The following is a 17804-nucleotide window of genomic DNA, read 5'->3' on the forward strand; positions in this document are numbered from 1 at the left end:
GCCGGCGGGTCTGGTCGTTAAAATGTGGCCGCGGCTTTACTTGCAGGCAGCACAGAAGCGCTGGATGCGCATGCAGGCTTCCTCGAGCAGGGTTTCCGAAGTTGCATAGGAGATGCGGAAATTCGGGCCGAGACCGAAGGCGGAGCCGTGAACGACGGCAACTCCTTCCGATTCCAGAAGCTCGGTGACGAAATCCTCGTCCGTTTCCATAACCTTGCCGCTCGGCGCGGTCTTGCCGATAAGGCCCGCACAGGACGGATAGACGTAGAAGGCGCCTTCCGGAACCGGGCAGGAGATACCGGATGCCTGGTTCAGCATGGAAACGACGAGGTCGCGCCGCCCCTGGAAGATCTTCTTGTTCTTCTCGATGAAGTCCTGCGGGCCGTTGAGCGCCTCGACGGCAGCCCACTGCGAGATCGAAGAGGTGCCGGAGGTCTGCTGGCTCTGGATCGCATCCATGGCCTTGATCAGTTCCTTCGGGCCGGCCGCGTAGCCGATACGCCATCCGGTCATGGCATAGGCCTTCGATACGCCGTTCATGGTCAGCGTGCGATCGTAAAGCCTGGGCTCGACCTGAACCGGCGTCGCGAACTTGAAATCGTCGAAGGTCAGGTGCTCATACATGTCGTCCGTCAGGATCCAGACGTTCGGATATTTGACGAGGACGTCCGTCAGGGCCTTCAGTTCGTCATGCGAATAGGCGGCACCAGACGGGTTCGACGGCGAGTTGAAGATGAGCCACTTGGTCTTCGGCGTGATCGCGGCTTCGAGGTCAGCCGCCGTCAGCTTGAAATTGTTTTCCTGCTTGGTGGAAACGAAGACATTCGTTCCGCCAAAAAGGGCGACCATTTCCGGATAGGAAACCCAATAGGGCGCCGGGATGATGACTTCATCGCCGGGGTTAACCGTCGACATCAGCGCGTTGAAAAGAATCTGCTTTCCGCCCGTCCCGACGATTACCTGCGAGGCATCGTAGTCGAGATCGTTTTCACGCTTGAACTTCCTGGCGATAGCCTCACGCAGAGCCGGGATGCCGGATACCGGCGTGTATTTGGTCTCGCCGCGGTTGATGGCATCGATTGCCGCCTGTTTGATATTGTCCGGCGTGTCGAAATCCGGCTCGCCCGCCCCCAGGCTGATGACATTGCGGCCCTTGGCTTGCAACTCACGCGCCTTCTGGGCGACGGCGATGGTAGCGGAGGGCTTCATGCGGGAGAGAGCGTCGGCGAGAAAGGCCATGATCTGGGTCCTGAGGAGCTGTTGAACAAGGGCGGGATCACGCGAGGAGACCGCCGCTAAGCTCTATGTCTAAACTACGACGCCGTTTCAAGCGGAAAGCTTGAATATGAGCCATCAAAGACGCTGATAAAACCTTCTAAATCTTCTTTACAGCCGCGTAACCCTTCGCTGCTACAACCACCGGGATCAGCAACGAAAAGTCCGACAAGCATGACGCCGAGAAGCATTTTCGCCAATCTGGTGCGCAGCGAAAGCGGGGCCTTTTCCACCGGCTACGGTCCCTTCACGCTGCAATCCGCCCTGCAGCCGATTTTCCGCTCGAACGACACCGGTCTGGAGATAGAAGCATTCGAAGGTCTTGTGCGCGTTTCGCGTCATGACGAGCCGGTCTCGCCGGGCGAATTCTTTCGCCTCGTTTCGTCCAACGATATAGCCGATATCGACAGCATCCTGCGCACCATCCACATCCTCAACACCGGGCGGCTCAATCGTTCACGGACGGGGATCTTCGTCAAGTTTCATCCCGGCCTCTTCCGTGCGCCGCAGGAAATGCGCCAGGAGGTTGAGCGCATCAAACTCGCCGGCCACGAGGCAGGCCTTGGACCCGCTCGGATCGTCTGCGAGATCTCGGAAAAGTCCGGTGTGGCCGACGACATCGTCGCGTCCTTCATCGAACATATGCGGGCGATAGGTTTCCGCGTTGCGATCGATGATTACGGCGCGGGCGATTCCGATCTTGCCCGGCTGAAGCGCGTCAAACCGGACTACGTTAAGTTCGACGCCTCCTGGGTCCGTGACTTCCTCGACAATTCCGCCGGCTATGCGCTCCTGCGCGTCATCGTCCGGCAGATGCTGGACGAAGGCATCGAGCCGATTTTCGAGGCGCTCGAAGAGGTCTGGCAGGTCGATCTGTGCGAGGAGCTCGGCGTGCCGCTGATGCAGGGTTACGCGCTCGCCCGGCCGGAACTTGCACCGACAACCTTCAATGAGACCTTCCCGGAAAGCCTTGCGGATTTTGCCGGCGCACCGGCGCCTCGCAATGAAGATACGCCGTCGGTCGATCACCCTGCGCCGTCGCCCACTCCCGTTTCCCGACCCGCATTGGCAAGACACGCACGCACTTTCGGCCGGCGGCAATCCGCAACGGAATGAAACGGTCCGAAAATACACGGGATTCCTGAAACTCATGCCGTCTGCCGGCTGAAATCCGGCATAAAACCGTCTTGACAGGCGCTCTGCGTGCCGACCGGAAAAATTCTTCCTTTCCCGCGGTTGGCTCAAAAACGGCGCAGGCGCCGGTCAAGAAAGCATTGCCGACGATGATTTCCTCCTCCGGATGTCAACAAAAGGCCGCAACCCAGTGTTCTCAGTCATCTTTGCCGACGTCAGCTTTCTCCTCATCGAACCGGTTCAAAAAACTTTTTCTTGCCAATTTCTGATAAACACAGCACTCTGTGCAAGTTCGGGCAATTTACGAGCATGGGAAGACCTATAATGATGCGCTCCGAAGGCGCGAAGACTTCGGGCGGTAGGCTGGGGGCAGAGATATTCAAAGCTATTCCTGCCGGTCACCGCGGTAAAGACAGGGACCCTTTCTTAAAGCTGCCTGCCGCCGCCCTTCGGGGCAACACTGTTATGCTGTCCGCCGCTGAACACGGACAGAGAGAAAAGGACCTGCTGCATGGCCGAAACTGGCACTGTAAAATTCTTCAATACCGACAAGGGCTTCGGCTTCATCAAGCCTGATAATGGTGGCGCCGATATCTTTGTTCATATCTCTGCCGTACAGGCTTCCGGCCTGTCCGGATTGTCGGAAAACCAGAAGGTGAGCTTCGACACGGAACCGGATCGTCGCGGCAAAGGCCCCAAGGCCGTCAACCTGCAGATCGCTGGTTAAGCCTAGGAGGCTTTCTATTCGAGTTGAAGCCCGGCAGGTTTGCCGGGTTTTTTTCTTTGTAATCCTTGGCGGAGACCTCTCAGAGGCCGCGCAGGAAGGGGTTGTTGCGCCGCTCGTCGCCGATCCGGCTACCGGGACCATGACCGCAAATGAAGCCGACATCATCGCCGAGTGGCAGGACTTTGTCGCGGATCGACGCAAGCAGCGTCTCGTGATCCCCGCCCGGCAGATCGGTGCGCCCGATCGAACCGTTGAACAGCACGTCGCCGAGATGTGGGAATTTCTGATTGCGGTTGTAGTAGATCACATGCCCCGGAGCATGGCCGGGACAGTGAAAAACCTCGAATACATGATCTCCGAACGAAACCGTGTCGCCCTCGTTGAGCCAGCGGTCGGGCACAAGGTTGCGCACCGCCATCTTCACCCCGAATTTTTCGGCCTGGGTCTCCAGCTTCTGCAGCAGGGGAAGATCCGCCTCATGCGGCCCGATCACCGGGATACCCAGCACCTCGCGCAATTCGTCAGCGCCGCCTGCATGGTCGATATGACCATGCGTGAGCCAGATTTCCCTGAGCGTTATCCCGTTTTCACTCACGACCTGAAGGATCGTAGGCACATCGCCACCCGGATCGATGACCACGCCTTCCCTGGTTTCGTCATCGAAGAGGATCGTGCAATTTTGCTGGAATGGCGTAACCGGGATGATGCCGGCCTGTAACTTGCCCATGATGCCTCGGCTTGAAGCGCGTCGCTTGATAGTGGGAACCGATCCCGGGACAGCGACATGCGGAAAACAGGAAGACGAAGCGCGCTGCATGAATCCGTTTAGATGTAACCCGCTTCAAGCGATAATGTCAGCGGGGATATAGCGGCAAACGGAAGACATTTCAGCCAAAAAAATCAATTGTCAGCGACGGCCGCAAAACGCGCGTCGACAGAGACCGGCGGAGCAAGCGACACGGTCGCAAGCAGGAAAGCACATACTACGATCTTGAGGGCAAAGACGGTCACCAGAACACCCCTGAGCGGATTGACCGGTGCGGTCGTTTCCATCTTGATGGGCGGAAGAGCGGAAAAAGTCCGGGCTGTCGGCTGAATGGTCATGGGCTTCTCTCCAGTGTCTGTGGCTGGATCAATGGACATCGCGCTCAAAAGTTCCGGACGTTCTCCTATCGTGGCCGACCGGCCACAGCTTGAAGGATCCGTTTGGTCTGGCGGAACCCAGCGGGACATATGGGGGTTTCCCTCCAATCAACGTGAGGAGAAACTCCATGACGAGTTGGTTGAAATTTCCCAAGTGGACGTGGCTGGGGCTTGGCGCCGCTCTTTCGGCCCTCGCCTTGCCCGCCCAGGCCCAGATGGCCACGACCACCGCATCGGACATCGTCGTCCGCTCCGGTCCCGGCCAGGATTACCCCGAGATCGGACTTGCCACCCGCGGCAGCCCGGCGACGATGGATGGCTGCCTCGAAGGCAGCAACTGGTGCCGTATCGAGGTCAACGGCATGCGCGGCTGGGTATTCGCCGAATACCTGACCATCCGCCATAACGGCACACCGGTTGTGGTCCAGGACTATCGGACCCGTTACGAGGTGCCGACCGTGACCTATGAGACGACGGCAAGCGTTCCGCCTGCTCCGGTTCCCGGACCTGGCGACATCATGCTTGGCCCGGTCGGCGAGGTGGACGTGATCGATCCGCCGGATACCGTCATCAGCTATATCGAACAGCATCCGGTCGACCCGATCCGCGTCCGCGATGAAGTGGTCGTTGGGGCGACACTGCCGCCCGATGTTATCATCCGCGAAGTGCCCGACTATGACTACGACTATGTGGTCGTCAACGACCGGCCCGTTCTGGTCGATCCGGGCACTCGCCGTATCGTGCATATCTACGAATGATCGATATCGCGGAGGGGGCCGCCCGGCTGGCGCCCTCCGCCCCCCGAGCATGCCATCCGATCCGTCCTTCAAGAAATGCTGTTGATTGTTCAAGCTGTTCGCGCTTTATGACGAACGAGCGTCTACAGTGCTTGAGTGTTGAAAGAGCTTCGGCCATCGCATGGAACCATGACGGGAAAGGAAACGGGAGTGTCGCGCGCATCGACGGGAAAAGCCGTCAGGAAGGTCATGCCGCCGATGCCGGTGGTTGACGAAGCCCAGATCGACTTCGAGACCATCGAGTTGCTTTTCTTCGCCTATCGCGATTTCGTATCCGACCCGGATGCGATCCTTGCCAAGATCGGCATGGGCCGCGCCCATCACCGCGTCGTCTATTTTGTCTGCCGCCAGCCGGGCATGATGGTGACTGACCTTCTCGATACGCTGCAGATCACCAAGCAGAGCCTTGCGCGCGTCCTCAAACAACTGATCGAATCCGGCTATATTCGCCAGATGGCGGGGGCCAAGGACAGGCGGCAGAGGCGGCTCTACCCGACGCTTGCCGGACGCGAACTGGCGCTCGCCCTTTCCGAGCCGCAATCGCGCCGTATCGCTCGCGCGATGGAGGATCTCACGCCCGAGATGCGGACCGCGGTCAAGGAATTCCTGCGCCGCATGCGTGGGCGGGACGAGAATCTCGAACCCATCGAAAACGAGTTGGATTAGGTTGAGGACTGATAACCCTCAGTTGGGACTGGACCGATGACGAAAACGCCTCCTTCCGACGACGCACCCCACCTTCTCGTGGTCGACGACGATACCCGTATCCGTAATCTCCTTAACCGCTATCTGATGGAACAGGGATTTCGCGTGTCTGTCGCGGGCGACGCGGCGGAGGCTCGCCGCAAGCTTGAAGGCCTGCATTTCGATCTCATCATTCTCGACGTCATGATGCCGGGCGAATCCGGCCTATCGCTGACGCAGTCTCTTTTTCAGAAGAAGACAACTCCGGTCATCCTGCTGACGGCCCGCGCTGAAATGGAGTCCCGCATCGAGGGACTGGAAGCCGGCGCCGACGACTATCTCTCAAAACCCTTCGATCCTCGCGAACTCGTCCTTCGCATCAATAACATCCTGCGCCGGAGCAGCTCGCCGGATACGCCGAAGATCGAGCAGGTCATGTTCGGCCCTTTTACTTTCTCCATCCCGCGCAAGGAATTGCGCAGGGCGGCAGAAACCATCCGGCTGACCGACCGCGAGCAGGAGATCATGCTCCTCTTTGCGCTGCGCGCCGGCGATACAATTCCGCGCCACGAACTGATCGGCGATGATGCGGAAGTGGGCGAGCGCACGATCGACGTGCAGATCAACCGTTTGCGGCGTAAGATCGAGGACGATCCGGCCAATCCCGTTTACCTCCAGACGGTGCGCGGCATCGGATACCGGCTGAGCATCGACTAGCCCGATGGGGCACGGACGGAAGGCAGGATGGCACTTTTCGACACCCTGAAGCGCGACATGGACCGGTTCACCCTTCCCGGCTGGCGTCCGCTGACCCGATGGCTGCGACGGCGCCTGCCGACCGGTCTCTACACCCGCTCGCTGCTCATCGTCATCCTGCCCATGCTGCTCCTGCAGACGGTGGTCGCGGCCGTCTTCATGGAACGGCACTGGCGCATGGTCACCGAACGCCTTTCGGAAGGCACCGTCCGGGACATCGCCAGCATTATCGAAGTCATCAAGAGTTATCCGCAGGATAGCAATTACGATGCGATCACCGGCATTGCCGGCAACGCTCTCAATCTCACGATTGCGGTGGAAGAAAACGGCCAGTTGCCGCCGCCACGCCCGCGCCCCTTCTTCTCCCTGCTAGACAACGTGCTTGCCGATCAGATCAATCGCCAGATCCAGATGCCGTTCTGGATCGATACGGTGGGCGACAGCCGGCTCGTCGAGATCCGCATCAAGTTCGACAGCCGCGTATTGCGGGTCTTTGCCCGCCGCGGCTCCACCTATGCCTCGAACACGCATATCTTCCTGGTCTGGATGATCGGCACTGCCCTGGTGCTGGTGGGCATTTCCATTCTCTTCCTGCGCGGCCAGATCCGGCCGATCCTGAAGCTCGCGCAGGCTGCCGAAAGTTTCGGCAAGGGCCAGAGCACCGAGGGTTTCTCACCGCGCGGCGCTGACGAGATCCGCCGCGCCGGTCTCGCCTTCATCCAGATGCGCGAGCGGATCGAGCGGCAGATGGAGCAACGCACGACCATGCTTGCCGGCATCAGCCATGATCTCCGGACCATCCTGACCCGCTTCCGGCTCCAGTTGGCGCTTGCCGGCGACAAGCCGGAGCTTGCCGGCATGAGCCAGGATGTGGAGGACATGCAGTCGATGCTGGAAGGCTATCTGGCCTTCGCCAAAAGCCAGGCCGAGGAAGATTTCGGCGAACTGCGGCTGAGCGAACTCCTGGGAAAACTGCAGTCGGACTTTGCTTTGCAGGGCAAGACCATGACCTATGAGATCGAGGGGGAGGACGAGATCGCAGTGCGCCCCAATGCCTTCGCCAGGCTCGTCGGAAATCTCGTCTCAAACAGCGAACGCTACGCCGACAATCTGCATGTCGACGCGAGGCATAGCGCCAAATGGCTGACGCTCACCCTCGACGATGACGGTCCCGGCGTTCGGCCCGAAGCCCGCGAAGACGTCTTCAAGCCCTTCTACCGGCTCGACGAGGCGCGCAACCTGAATGCTTCCGGTACGGGCCTGGGTCTCGCCATCGCCCGCGACATCGCCCGAGCCCATGGCGGCAACGTCACACTTGCCGAAAGCCCACAGGGCGGCCTGCGTGCCGTCGTGCGGATACCGGCTTGAACGGGAGAAACGGATGCCGGTCGATCTTTCCGACATGCAATGGCTGAACCCGCCGCCGGAAGTCCGCAAAGACGGCGGCCGGCTGATCGCCCGCTCCGGCCCGGAGACCGATTTCTGGCAGGAGACTTATTACGGTTTCCATCATGACGATGGCCATTTTCTCTACCGGCACCGCCTTGGCGATTTCACCGCAGAGACATCCTTCGTGGGGCGCTATGAAGCACTCTACGATCAGGCGGGCCTGATGCTCCGCCATGACGAAAAGCACTGGATGAAATGCGGCATCGAATTCACCGACGGTGCCCGCCATTTCAGCACAGTCGTCACCAACGGTCATTCCGACTGGTCCGCCTTCCGCCTCAATGAGGATTTTGAAGAAATTTTCGTCCGCGTTACCCGCATGGGCGACGCGCTTTTCATCCAATACCGCACGGATAGCCGGCCGGATTGGCGGATGGCGCGGCTGGCTTATTTCCCCCCGACTCTTTCGGAGCTTTCCGTCGGTATGACCTTCTGCTCGCCGCAGCGGGAAGGTTTCGAGGTGGAATTCCGGTCCTTCAGCCTGACCGACGTCAAAAGCCGCGATATTCACTGAAGGGTCGCCGCGCGAGATCCGTCCTACATCAGCCTTTTGCCGTTCGGCACCGGCTGTTCGACGGCGGCAAGCACGATCGCGCCCTTCTCGTCCTCGAAACCGAGGGTCAGCACCTCGGAGCGGAACGGGCCGATCTGCCGCGGCGGAAAGTTCACCACGCCGAGCACCTGCCGGCCGACCAGCGTCTCCGGCGTATAATGCACCGTGATCTGCGCCGAGGATTTCTTGACGCCGATTTCGGGGCCGAAATCGATCTTCAGCTTGAACGCCGGCTTGCGGGCTTCCGGAAACGGCTCCGCCTCGATGATCGTTCCGACGCGGATATCGACTTTCTCGAAATCGCCGTAGGTGATCTCTTCTGCCATGACACCTTCGCTCAGCTTCCGAGTTCTTCCGCCCGCTTGCGGGCCGCGGCGATCGCCTTGTCGAACAGCGGCTGCATGCCGTCTTCGGCCATCAGCACTGCAAGCGCTGCCGCCGTCGTGCCGCCCGGCGATGTGACGTTCTGACGAAGTTTCGAAGCGTCTTCGGGGGACTGGTGCAGAAGCTCACCAGCCCCCGAGACAGTCTCCCGCGCAAGCCGCATGGCGAGGTCCGCCGGCAGGCCGGCTTTGCGGCCCGCCTCAGCCATGCACTCCACGAGATAGAACACATAGGCCGGACCGCTGCCAGAAACGGCGGTCACTGCATCGATATCCGCTTCGCTCGACACCCATTCCACGGGCCCGCTGACCTTGAGCAGAGACTGCACCGCCTCTCGCTGGGCATCGCTGACCTTGGGATTGGCATAGGCACCGGTAACGCCGCGGCCGATCATCGCCGGCGTATTCGGCATGGCGCGCACCATCGCCGCATCGCCAAGGTGGCTTTGAAGATAGGACAGTGTCTTGCCGGCAGCGACGGAGACCACGACTGTCCCCGGACCGACAGCCGGCTTCAACGGCGGCAGGACCGCATCCATCAATTGCGGCTTGACTGCAAGGAACAGGATATCGGCCGAAAACCTTTCCGGCAGGGCGGTGAAATGACGCGCGCCGGCATCGGAAATGATCGCCTTCATCGCCTCCGACGGCGACGGATCGACAACCGTGACGGAAGCGCCGGGCACGCCGTTCTTCAGCCAGCCGGAAAGCATCGCGCCGCCCATGTTGCCGGCGCCGATGAGAAGGATCGATCCGAGCTGGACCACGGTCATCAGGCTTCGCCTACGGTTTCAAACAGAACGGCATCCATGGCCGCTTTCGCTTCCATGCCCGACCATACGACAAACTGGAAGGCCTGATAATAGGCCTCGCAGGCTTCGAGCGCGCTCGACAGCAGCACTTCCACCTGCTGGTTGTTCGGCTCCGCACCGCCGGCCAGCAGCAAAGATTGCCGGAAGATGATGACGTCTTCCTGACGCCACAGGTCGAAATGGCCCATCAGCACCTGCCCGTTGATATGCGAGAGCAGACGGATGACTTCATTGACCCGTATGTCGGGAATCTTGATATCGAAGGCGCAAGCCAGATGCAGTGCCTCGAATTCTTCCATCCAGGAGAAGGAAACGTGGTAGTCGGCCCAGCGCCCTTCCACGGTCATGGCGATTTCATCTTCGCCCGACCGTTCGAACGTCCAGTCGTTCGAGGCTGCGACGAACTCGATCATGTCGACCGGATTCGACTGACGTTCGATTTCCAATTCCATAAGGCTCATGCGGCACCTTCTTGACCGGGATGATTGCGGATTCGTGCGAAAACGCCAAAACACGCGAACAATGACCGGGAACAACACGTTCGATGATCGCCCGACATCTCCAGAATAACGCAGTCACCCTGTCTGGAGCTTACCAACCCGTTTCGAATCATCGTTTAAAATCAGTGTACCTAGACGGAGTCGGACTGGCAGCCCCTTTCACTCGATTTTACTCAATTCCGCTTGGAAACTTCTTCGCGTCCGGGATCAGAACGGAGTCATAACCGACTCTGGCGACTGACTTTTTTGCCAGTGTCCACAGGGGAGGATTTTTTCAATGGCGAGGTTGGATCAGGTGTCGGAAAGCTCGATCCCCAACGTGTGCTTGAGGTGAGCCCATGTTGCCGCTTCGAACCGCTCGGGCCATTCCACGCCGATCTTCGTCGCCACCCTGCGTGCCCGCGGCAGATACGCGTCCGCATAGGCAAGATTGGCTGAAATGATCGCCTCTTTCGTCGGGGAAGGCAGAGGCAACCTGGCGAGGACCTGCTTTTGCTCCTCGGTGATCAGCCTGTTCAGATGAAGAGCCCCTCCCCGATTGGGAGCGGCTGTCTCTTCTATCAGAAGCTCGATGAGAAGATTCCTGAGATGGAAGATGCCGGTGATCCCGTTCAGATATTCCCCTCTGCCGATCGCGAGCGGCAGCAGCCCGAAAATCCGGATGAATTCCTCGAACTGCCATTTCATGCGCGCCGGATTGGGACCCGTCCCTGATGGAGGCGGCTGCAAGGTTTCCAAAATCCGGCCGTGATCGAACACGACCTTCAACCCGCCGGCGTTTCGCCGGGCCATTTGATCGGGATTGATGATGTCAACGTCAATGCGCAGCCAATCGGCCGTGATGGCGTTGATCAGCGTGGGTTTGACCTGCCGGTCCCGCCAGAGGACGATTTCGCCCGTCTTGCCGACAGCTTCGCGCCAGAGGGCGGCGAATTCATCCGTGGGACCATCGTGGGAAACCGCCAGGAAATCGATGTCGCTATATGCGTCCTCGATTCCAGCGCCGTAGCTGCCGCTTAAGAACAGCGCTGTGATCGTCGGTTCGTTTCTGAGGGCGGCAGCGATATCGTTGATGACGGTCGCCTTGTCCATTCCACTGCCCCCGCCCTCATAAACGGTACCGGTCTCATTGGCCCGAAAGCTTCGCCTCCAGCGCCTCGATACGGGCTTTCAAGGCCTCGTTTTCGTCGCGGGCGCGGGCGGCCATTTCGCGGACGGCCTCGAATTCCTCACGCTTGACCACGTCCATATTGTTCAGGAAGCGCTCGGCCTGTGCGTGGAAGGCTGTCTCGAACTCCTTGCGCACGCCTTGCGCGGCTCCCGCGGCATCGGTCATCAGCCGTGCGAAATCGTCCAGAATGCGGTTCGTGCCGGTTGACATGATCTTACTCCCGTATGTCTGGCCGCCCACTCTACGAAAGCGCGGCCCGAAAATGTCCATGAAGATGAAGTAGGGCCTGCCGCGACCCGTTGCAAGCGTCATCCACCGCCGGCACGGGCGCTTGCTGAGATTCGCCTTGACCGGCGATGGCCGCAACGCCATGTTCCGCGACGATATGAACAGGTTGAGAACCCGATAACTTGTACGAAGCGCTACATCTTTTCGCCCTGATGCCGTTCCCGAACATCGATCCGGTGGCCTTCTTCATCGGCCCGCTGGCCATTCATTGGTACGGTCTGGCCTATGTCGCCGGCATCCTGCTCGGCTGGCTCTATGCGCGCCGTCTGGCGGCAAACGGCTCGCTCTGGAAGGATGGTCAGTCTCCGATCACCATTGCCCACCTCGACGACTTCCTGGTCTGGGTCGCTGTCGGCGTCGTGCTCGGCGGCCGCATCGGCTACGTGCTCTTCTACGATTTCGCTGCCGTTTCGCAGAATCCGATTCGGGCAATCGAGATCTGGAACGGCGGCATGTCCTTCCACGGCGGTTTCCTTGGCGCGACGATCGCCATGATCTTCTTTGCCCGCCGCAATGGCATTCCGGTTTGGAGCATGTTCGATGCGGTGGCTGCCGTCGTGCCTTTCGGACTCTTCTTCGGCCGCATCGCCAACTTCATCAACGGCGAGCTTTGGGGACGATTGAGCGACATGCCCTGGGCGGTCGTCTTCCCGACCGGAGGGCCGTTCGCGCGCCATCCAAGCCAGCTTTACGAAGCGGGCCTCGAAGGGATCGTGCTCGTTCTGGTGCTGGCGCTGATGATTTTCGGCTTCAAGGCGCTGAAGGCCCCTGGCACGGTCTGCGGCACCTTCGTCGTCGGATATGCTCTCTGCCGTATTTTCGTGGAGTTCTTCCGGGAGCCGGATGCCCAACTCGGCTACTTGCTCGGCACGAACTGGCTGACGATGGGCATGGTGCTGTCGCTGCCGATGATCGCTGTCGGCCTTTGGGCCATCGCCCGGGCACGCGCGGCGGCCGCGTCTGCGTCTGCTCAGGTTTGAGGCGGAGGCGCACGGCCGTGAGCACGCCCCTTACAGACAAGATAAAGAATCTCATCCGGGCGAGCGGCCCGATCAGCGTCACCGATTATTTCGCGCTCTGCCTCGCCGATCCGGAATATGGCTATTACCGCAGCCGCGAGCCTTTCGGCCGGCATGGCGATTTCATCACCGCACCGGAGATCAGCCAGCTTTTCGGCGAGATGATCGGCATCTTCGTCGTGCATGCCTGGCAGCGCCATGGCAGCCCGGCAGCCGTCCGGCTGGTCGAGGTCGGGCCCGGCCGCGGCACGATGATGGCCGATATGCTGCGGGTGATCAAACGCATCGCCCCCCTGCTCTTCGAAGGCCTGAATGTTCATCTGGTCGAGACCAGCGAAAGGCTTCGCGGCGTGCAGCGCGTGACGCTGGAGGCCTATTCCACCAAGGTTACCTGGCACGACAGTTTCGAAGATGTACCCGAAGGTTTTACGCTGATTGCCGCGAATGAACTCTTCGACGCGATCCCGATCCGCCAGTTCGTCAAAACACCAACCGGCTTCCGCGAGCGTCTTGTCGGCCTGAATGCCGACGGTGAACTCACCTTCGCCGCTGGCGTCGCGACGCTCGATCCCGATCTTCTGCCATCGTCGACGGCCTCCGCTCCCGACGGCACGGTCTTCGAGCTGGCGCCGGCACGCCAGGCGGTCATGCAGACGCTCTGCGCCCGGCTGAAGACGTTTGGCGGAACTGCGCTGATCATCGACTACGGCCATATGGTCACCGGCTTCGGAGACACGCTGCAGGCCGTGCGCAACCACGATTTCGATCCACCCCTCGCCCATCCGGGCGAGGCGGACCTGACGAGCCACGTGGACTTCGAGGATCTGGCCAGGATCGCCCTTTCCATGGGTATTCACCTGAACGGCGGCTTGCGCCAGGGCGAGTTCCTCTACGGCCTCGGCCTTGCCGAACGCGCCACGGCACTTGCGAAGGACAAGGCGCCATCTGAACAGCGGCTGATTGCCGCGGCGGTCGATCGGCTGGCGGGCGAAGGTGCGGGCAAGATGGGGGAGTTGTTCAAGGTGATCGCAGTTTCCAGCCCGGCCTTGAATTTGATGCCGTTCCGGCCGGTGGATTGACATCCGCCCTTTCCTTGCGCCACTCTCGCCTTAAATCGAAGCAGCGCGCAGGTTTCATCGCTTGCAGAAAACCTCTTGAAATCAACGGGATAGACAACGCCGATGCAGGACAGCCCCTTGCCGACGCCCATTGAGAGCCCCCTGTTGAGCGAGATGGCCGGCAATCGTATCCGCCATGGCTTCTTCACCCGTCAGGGCGGCGTATCCGAAGGACTTTATGCCGGCCTCAATGTCGGCATCGGCTCGAACGATCACCGGGAGAGAGTGATCGAGAACCGTGCGCGGGTCGCCGCCTGGTTCGGTTTGCCGGTCGAGAAGCTTGCAACCGTCCATCAGGTCCACTCACCCGACGTCTTCATCGTCGACGAGACCTATGCCGGCGAGCGGCCGCAGGTGGATGCGATGGTGACGTCGATCCCCGGCGTGGCGCTCGGCGTGCTTTCGGCCGATTGCGGACCGATCCTGTTTGCCGACGGCGAGAGCAACGTGATCGGCGCGGCCCATGCCGGCTGGAAGGGTGCGCTTGGCGGCGTGCTTGAAAACACGATCGAAGCGATGGTTTCCCTTGGCGCCATGCGCGACAGGATCACTGCGGTGCTCGGTCCCTCGATCGGCCCGACGAGCTATGAGGTCGGCCCGGAATTCGTCGAACGCTTCCTCGCCTTCGATCCGGCATACGAAGAATTCTTCATGCCCTCATCGAAGCCGGGACATGCCATGTTCGACCTGCCGTCGCTGACGATCAGGCGGCTGACGGACGCAGGCGTGCGGGCCGAAAACCTGGGCGTCGATACTTACCCGGATACGGAACGGTTCTTTTCCTATCGCCGCACGACTCACGCCAGAGAGCCGGATTACGGCCGCCAGATTTCAGCCATTGCACTTCGGGAGGATTGATATGGCTCTGCATTTCGAGAGAAGCGAATATGCTGACCGCCTCGCGCGGCTGACGGAGAAGATGCGCGCCGAAAAGCTCGATGCGCTGCTGCTTTTTGCCCAGGAAAGCATGTACTGGCTGACCGGCTACGATACCTTCGGCTACTGCTTCTTTCAGACGCTGGTGGTCAAGGCCGATGGCACGATGACGCTGCTGACCCGCTCGGCCGACCTGCGCCAGGCGCGTCAGACCTCGATCATTGAGAATGTCATCGTCTGGGTCGACCGGGTGAATGCTGATCCGACGCTCGACCTAAAGAACCTGCTGAGCGACATGGATCTGCTCGGCGCGAAGATCGGCGTCGAGTACGACACACACGGGATGACCGGCAGGGTCGCCCGCCTGCTTGACAATCAACTCTCCACATTCGGCCAGATCAGCGATGCCTCCTATCTCGTCAGCGCGCTCAGGCTCGTCAAAAGTCCGGCGGAGGTCGCTTACGCCAGACGCGCCGCTGAACTTGCGGATGATGCGCTCGATGCGGCACTCCCTCTCATCAAGGCCGGCGGCGACGAGGCGGAAATCCTCGCTGCGATGCAGGGCGCGATCTTCCTGGGCGGCGGTGATTATCCGGCCAACGAATTCATTATCGGGTCGGGCGCCGACGCGCTCCTCTGCCGCTACAAGGCCGGCCGTCGAAAACTCGACGCGACCGACCAATTGACGCTCGAATGGGCCGGCACGGCGGTACATTATCATGCCGCCATGATGCGCACGATCATGGTCGGCGAACCGTCCTTCCGCCACCGGGAGCTTTACAAAGCCTGCCTCGAGACGATCCAGGCCATCGAGAGCGTGCTGCGCCCCGGCCACACGTTCGGCGACGTCTTCGACACGCATGCCCGGATCCTCGACGAGCGCGGGCTCTCACGCCACCGCCTCAATGCCTGCGGCTATTCGCTCGGCGCCCGTTTCTCGCCCTCGTGGATGGAGCACCAGATGTTCCATGTCGGCAACCCGCAGGAGATCCTGCCCGACATGACCCTCTTCGTGCACATGATCATCATGGATTCCGACAGCGGTGCAGCCATGACGCTCGGCCACACCTATCTGACAACGGGTGCCGATCCGCAGCCGTTTTCGCGCCACGGTCTGGACCTTATTTTGCGCTGATTTCCCGCTTTGATCAGGCAATTGACAGGTCCCGAAGGCGACCAATAAGGTTTCGTGACAGGGAATCTTTGACAGGAGGCGGGCATGCAGCTTTTCGGAAGATTATTTTCCGCCACCCTGCTCGCCATAATTCTGTCCTCTTGCAACACGACGGAGGCCCTGACGCCACAGGCGAACGTGGGCACGGGCAATGGCGGGGCTTCGACGCCTGTGACACAAGCCGAGGCGGACCGGATGGCGCGCTCGCAGCAGCCGGAGACCTATAATAATAGTAGCAGCACCTATGCCCAAGGCGGAGCAACGGGACCGCAGAACACGCTGGAAGCCCAGGCTCGCGCTCTGGAATCAGGCAATACGGTATCCCCCTCCTCCTCCGGCCCACCGCCGCAATGGGATGGACAGGGACAGGAGCAGGCGACGCAACAGCCCGCAACGGCTGCTGCACCCCGGCAGGCATCGTTACCGCCCCCGAGTTCCTCCGCCAGCACGATCCGTTTCCTGCCGATCATCGGCGCGCCGGTCCAGGCGGTGACACCGCTTTCGCGTCAGCTCGGCGCCGAGGCGCGCGCCAGCGGGCTGACCATCCGCCCGTCAGGCGATGCCGGCACAGAGAATATCCTGAAGGGCTACTTCTCCGCCTTCGTCGACGGCGGCAAGGTCACCATCGTCTATGTCTGGGATATCCTCGACAATTCCGGCGCGCGGTTGCATCGCATGCAAGGGCAGGAAAGCGTGCCGGCCAAAGGCTCCGATCCATGGGCCGCGGTACCTGCTTCCACCATGGAGGCGATCGCCAGCAAAACCATTCAGGACTATCTGAACTGGCGGCAATCGCAGAGGGGCTAGGGCCTGAAGCTCTAGTGGCTCCATAAGCAACCGGTCATAGTTTCTTCACAAAAAACCGTGGTGAGGCGCAAAACGCTATTGCATTCGGGGCCGGCGGCGGTAAAAGGCCCGCATCCAGCTTCAAAACAGGCGGACCGCAATGAAGGTTTTCGCAGGCAATTCGAACCGGCACCTCGCCGACGCGATCTGCAGCTATCTCAATGTTCCAGTCGGAAAAGCCAGTGTAAGGCGATTTGCAGACCAGGAAATCTTCGTTGAAATCCAGGAGAATGTACGCGGGGAAGACGTTTTCGTCATCCAGTCCACGTCCTTTCCGACCAACGACCACCTGATGGAGCTGCTGATCATGATCGATGCGTTCCGGCGGTCTTCCGCCAAGCGCATCACCGCCGTCCTCCCCTATTTCGGCTATGCCCGCCAGGACCGCAAGGCCGGCCCCCGCACGCCGATTTCCGCCAAGCTCGTCGCCAACCTGATCACCGAGGCCGGTGCCGACCGCGTGCTGACGCTCGACCTGCATGCCGGCCAGATCCAGGGCTTCTTCGATATCCCGACCGACAACCTCTTCGCGGTGCCGATCCTCGCCCGCGACGTCAAGGAACACTATGACCTGAACAACGTCATGGTCGTTTCGCCGGATGTCGGCGGCGTCGTGCGCGCCCGTGCGCTCGCCAAGCGTATAGAATGTCAGCTTGCCATCGTCGACAAGCGCCGCGAGCGTGCCGGTGAATCCGAAGTCATGAACGTCATTGGTGACGTCTCCGGCAAGGACTGTCTGCTGATCGACGACATCGTCGATTCCGGCGGCACGCTCTGCAACGCTGCCGAGGCGCTGCTGAAGAACGGCGCCACCAGCGTCACGGCCTATATCACCCATGGCGTGCTGTCGGGCGGCGCGGTTGCCCGTATCGCCGCTTCCAAGCTGCGCGAACTGGTGATCACCGACTCCATCCAGCCGACGACCGCGGTGCAATCGGCTCCCAATATCCGTGTCATCACCACCGCCAGCCTGCTTGGCGAAGCGATCAACCGCACGGCGATGGAATCGTCCGTCTCCAGCCTGTTCGACTGACCTTTTTTGGTAAAACATGTTCCGATAAGCTCCTCGTGCGCACAACGAGGAGTGAGTCGCTATGGT

General features: G+C 60.6%; 21 protein-coding genes. 13 read left to right on the plus strand and 8 right to left on the minus strand.

The window, feature by feature from the left end:
* Positions 1 to 36: 36 nt before the first annotated feature.
* Positions 37 to 1239, minus strand: coding sequence for a pyridoxal phosphate-dependent aminotransferase (locus JL39_RS07700; protein ID WP_037147986.1), 1203 nt, complete (start codon positions 1237 to 1239; stop codon positions 37 to 39).
* Between the two features lie 210 nt (positions 1240 to 1449).
* Here JL39_RS07700 and JL39_RS07705 point away from each other — a divergent pair, with 210 nt between their 5' ends.
* Together JL39_RS07705 and JL39_RS07710 are read left to right on the plus strand one after the other, a co-directional pair.
* Complete coding sequence (locus tag JL39_RS07705; RefSeq protein WP_037147987.1) at positions 1450 to 2391, plus strand: EAL domain-containing protein; 942 nt, start codon at positions 1450 to 1452, stop codon at positions 2389 to 2391.
* Between the two features lie 529 nt (positions 2392 to 2920).
* The gene (locus JL39_RS07710) at positions 2921 to 3136 is read left to right on the plus strand and encodes a cold-shock protein (RefSeq protein WP_003494703.1); all 216 of its coding nucleotides are present in this window, start codon (positions 2921 to 2923) and stop codon (positions 3134 to 3136) included.
* 79 nt (positions 3137 to 3215) lie between these two features.
* Here JL39_RS07710 and JL39_RS07715 read toward each other — a convergent pair whose 3' ends face one another.
* Both JL39_RS07715 and JL39_RS07720 read right to left on the minus strand, forming a co-directional pair.
* A complete protein-coding gene (locus JL39_RS07715; RefSeq protein WP_037147988.1) occupies positions 3216 to 3863 on the minus strand; it encodes an MBL fold metallo-hydrolase in 648 nt (215 codons plus the stop codon).
* Between the two features lie 173 nt (positions 3864 to 4036).
* Positions 4037 to 4240 carry a hypothetical protein gene (locus JL39_RS07720; RefSeq protein ID WP_037147989.1) on the minus strand — a complete coding sequence of 68 codons (204 nt, stop codon included), beginning with the start codon at positions 4238 to 4240 and terminating at the stop codon, positions 4037 to 4039.
* A gap of 167 nt (positions 4241 to 4407) precedes the next feature.
* Here JL39_RS07720 and JL39_RS07725 point away from each other — a divergent pair, with 167 nt between their 5' ends.
* From JL39_RS07725 to JL39_RS07745, 5 genes are all read left to right on the plus strand, one after another.
* A complete protein-coding gene (locus JL39_RS07725; RefSeq protein ID WP_037147990.1) occupies positions 4408 to 5037 on the plus strand; it encodes a DUF1236 domain-containing protein in 630 nt (209 codons plus the stop codon).
* A 228-nt stretch (positions 5038 to 5265) separates the two neighbouring features.
* Positions 5266 to 5742, plus strand: a complete 477-nt coding sequence (locus JL39_RS07730; protein WP_152601084.1) for a MarR family transcriptional regulator — start codon at positions 5266 to 5268, stop codon at positions 5740 to 5742.
* Between the two features lie 36 nt (positions 5743 to 5778).
* Entirely contained in the window at positions 5779 to 6477 is a 699-nt protein-coding gene (locus tag JL39_RS07735) for a response regulator transcription factor (RefSeq protein WP_037147992.1), read from the plus strand.
* Between the two features lie 27 nt (positions 6478 to 6504).
* Positions 6505 to 7884, plus strand: coding sequence for an ATP-binding protein (locus tag JL39_RS07740; RefSeq protein ID WP_037147993.1), 1380 nt, complete (start codon positions 6505 to 6507; stop codon positions 7882 to 7884).
* Between the two features lie 13 nt (positions 7885 to 7897).
* Complete coding sequence (locus JL39_RS07745; protein WP_037147994.1) at positions 7898 to 8479, plus strand: DUF1349 domain-containing protein; 582 nt, start codon at positions 7898 to 7900, stop codon at positions 8477 to 8479.
* Positions 8480 to 8502: 23 nt separating this feature from the next.
* Here JL39_RS07745 and JL39_RS07750 read toward each other — a convergent pair whose 3' ends face one another.
* From JL39_RS07750 to JL39_RS07770, 5 genes are all read right to left on the minus strand, one after another.
* Positions 8503 to 8844, minus strand: a complete 342-nt coding sequence (locus JL39_RS07750) for a tRNA-binding protein (protein WP_037147995.1) — start codon at positions 8842 to 8844, stop codon at positions 8503 to 8505.
* A gap of 11 nt (positions 8845 to 8855) precedes the next feature.
* Positions 8856 to 9674 carry a pyrroline-5-carboxylate reductase gene (proC, locus tag JL39_RS07755; protein ID WP_037147996.1) on the minus strand — a complete coding sequence of 273 codons (819 nt, stop codon included), beginning with the start codon at positions 9672 to 9674 and terminating at the stop codon, positions 8856 to 8858.
* On the minus strand, positions 9674 to 10174 hold the full coding sequence (locus JL39_RS07760) for a YbjN domain-containing protein (protein ID WP_037147997.1): 501 nt from the start codon (positions 10172 to 10174) through the stop codon (positions 9674 to 9676). The genes proC and JL39_RS07760 overlap by 1 nt, the downstream gene beginning before the upstream one ends.
* Before the next feature lie 330 nt (positions 10175 to 10504).
* Positions 10505 to 11305: a hypothetical protein gene (locus JL39_RS07765; protein ID WP_037147998.1), complete on the minus strand. Its 801-nt coding sequence runs from the start codon at positions 11303 to 11305 to the stop codon at positions 10505 to 10507.
* Between the two features lie 34 nt (positions 11306 to 11339).
* The gene (locus tag JL39_RS07770; protein ID WP_037148646.1) at positions 11340 to 11594 is read right to left on the minus strand and encodes an accessory factor UbiK family protein; all 255 of its coding nucleotides are present in this window, start codon (positions 11592 to 11594) and stop codon (positions 11340 to 11342) included.
* Between the two features lie 200 nt (positions 11595 to 11794).
* On the opposite strand from JL39_RS07770, the gene lgt reads away from it, so the two are divergent.
* From lgt to JL39_RS07800, 6 genes are all read left to right on the plus strand, one after another.
* Positions 11795 to 12652, plus strand: coding sequence for a prolipoprotein diacylglyceryl transferase (gene lgt, locus JL39_RS07775; RefSeq protein ID WP_161784743.1), 858 nt, complete (start codon positions 11795 to 11797; stop codon positions 12650 to 12652).
* A gap of 17 nt (positions 12653 to 12669) precedes the next feature.
* A complete protein-coding gene (locus tag JL39_RS07780; protein WP_037147999.1) occupies positions 12670 to 13770 on the plus strand; it encodes a class I SAM-dependent methyltransferase in 1101 nt (366 codons plus the stop codon).
* A gap of 102 nt (positions 13771 to 13872) precedes the next feature.
* Entirely contained in the window at positions 13873 to 14667 is a 795-nt protein-coding gene (gene pgeF / locus JL39_RS07785; protein WP_037148000.1) for a peptidoglycan editing factor PgeF, read from the plus strand.
* 1 nt (position 14668) lies between these two features.
* Entirely contained in the window at positions 14669 to 15820 is a 1152-nt protein-coding gene (locus tag JL39_RS07790) for a Xaa-Pro peptidase family protein (RefSeq protein ID WP_037148002.1), read from the plus strand.
* A gap of 84 nt (positions 15821 to 15904) precedes the next feature.
* Positions 15905 to 16666, plus strand: a complete 762-nt coding sequence (locus tag JL39_RS07795) for a hypothetical protein (RefSeq protein ID WP_037148004.1) — start codon at positions 15905 to 15907, stop codon at positions 16664 to 16666.
* Positions 16667 to 16805: 139 nt separating this feature from the next.
* Positions 16806 to 17738: a ribose-phosphate pyrophosphokinase gene (locus tag JL39_RS07800; RefSeq protein ID WP_037148006.1), complete on the plus strand. Its 933-nt coding sequence runs from the start codon at positions 16806 to 16808 to the stop codon at positions 17736 to 17738.
* Positions 17739 to 17804: the final 66 nt, after the last annotated feature.

It is taken from the genome of Rhizobium sp. YS-1r, assembly GCF_000757525.1.
Taxonomy (GTDB): domain Bacteria; phylum Pseudomonadota; class Alphaproteobacteria; order Rhizobiales; family Rhizobiaceae; genus Neorhizobium; species Neorhizobium petrolearium.

Bases quoted from the DNA above. Each gene is read 5' to 3' on its own strand.
- JL39_RS07735 (WP_037147992.1), top strand. From the start codon at position 5,779: ATGACGAAAACGCCTCCTTCCGACGACGCACCCCACCTTCTCGTGGTC.
- JL39_RS07725 (WP_037147990.1), top strand. From the start codon at position 4,408: ATGACGAGTTGGTTGAAATTTCCCAAGTGGACGTGGCTGGGGCTTGGC.
- JL39_RS07720 (WP_037147989.1), bottom strand. From the start codon at position 4,240: ATGACCATTCAGCCGACAGCCCGGACTTTTTCCGCTCTTCCGCCCATC.
- JL39_RS07730 (WP_152601084.1), top strand. From the start codon at position 5,266: ATGCCGCCGATGCCGGTGGTTGACGAAGCCCAGATCGACTTCGAGACC.
- JL39_RS07795 (WP_037148004.1), top strand. From the start codon at position 15,905: ATGCAGCTTTTCGGAAGATTATTTTCCGCCACCCTGCTCGCCATAATT.
- JL39_RS07760 (WP_037147997.1), bottom strand. From the start codon at position 10,174: ATGAGCCTTATGGAATTGGAAATCGAACGTCAGTCGAATCCGGTCGAC.
- JL39_RS07740 (WP_037147993.1), top strand. From the start codon at position 6,505: ATGGCACTTTTCGACACCCTGAAGCGCGACATGGACCGGTTCACCCTT.
- JL39_RS07700 (WP_037147986.1), bottom strand. From the start codon at position 1,239: ATGGCCTTTCTCGCCGACGCTCTCTCCCGCATGAAGCCCTCCGCTACC.
- JL39_RS07745 (WP_037147994.1), top strand. From the start codon at position 7,898: ATGCCGGTCGATCTTTCCGACATGCAATGGCTGAACCCGCCGCCGGAA.
- JL39_RS07770 (WP_037148646.1), bottom strand. From the start codon at position 11,594: ATGTCAACCGGCACGAACCGCATTCTGGACGATTTCGCACGGCTGATG.
- JL39_RS07710 (WP_003494703.1), top strand. From the start codon at position 2,921: ATGGCCGAAACTGGCACTGTAAAATTCTTCAATACCGACAAGGGCTTC.
- proC (WP_037147996.1), bottom strand. From the start codon at position 9,674: ATGACCGTGGTCCAGCTCGGATCGATCCTTCTCATCGGCGCCGGCAAC.
- JL39_RS07750 (WP_037147995.1), bottom strand. From the start codon at position 8,844: ATGGCAGAAGAGATCACCTACGGCGATTTCGAGAAAGTCGATATCCGC.
- JL39_RS07705 (WP_037147987.1), top strand. From the start codon at position 1,450: ATGACGCCGAGAAGCATTTTCGCCAATCTGGTGCGCAGCGAAAGCGGG.
- JL39_RS07800 (WP_037148006.1), top strand. From the start codon at position 16,806: ATGAAGGTTTTCGCAGGCAATTCGAACCGGCACCTCGCCGACGCGATC.
- pgeF (WP_037148000.1), top strand. From the start codon at position 13,873: ATGCAGGACAGCCCCTTGCCGACGCCCATTGAGAGCCCCCTGTTGAGC.
- JL39_RS07765 (WP_037147998.1), bottom strand. From the start codon at position 11,305: ATGGACAAGGCGACCGTCATCAACGATATCGCTGCCGCCCTCAGAAAC.
- JL39_RS07715 (WP_037147988.1), bottom strand. From the start codon at position 3,863: ATGGGCAAGTTACAGGCCGGCATCATCCCGGTTACGCCATTCCAGCAA.
- JL39_RS07790 (WP_037148002.1), top strand. From the start codon at position 14,669: ATGGCTCTGCATTTCGAGAGAAGCGAATATGCTGACCGCCTCGCGCGG.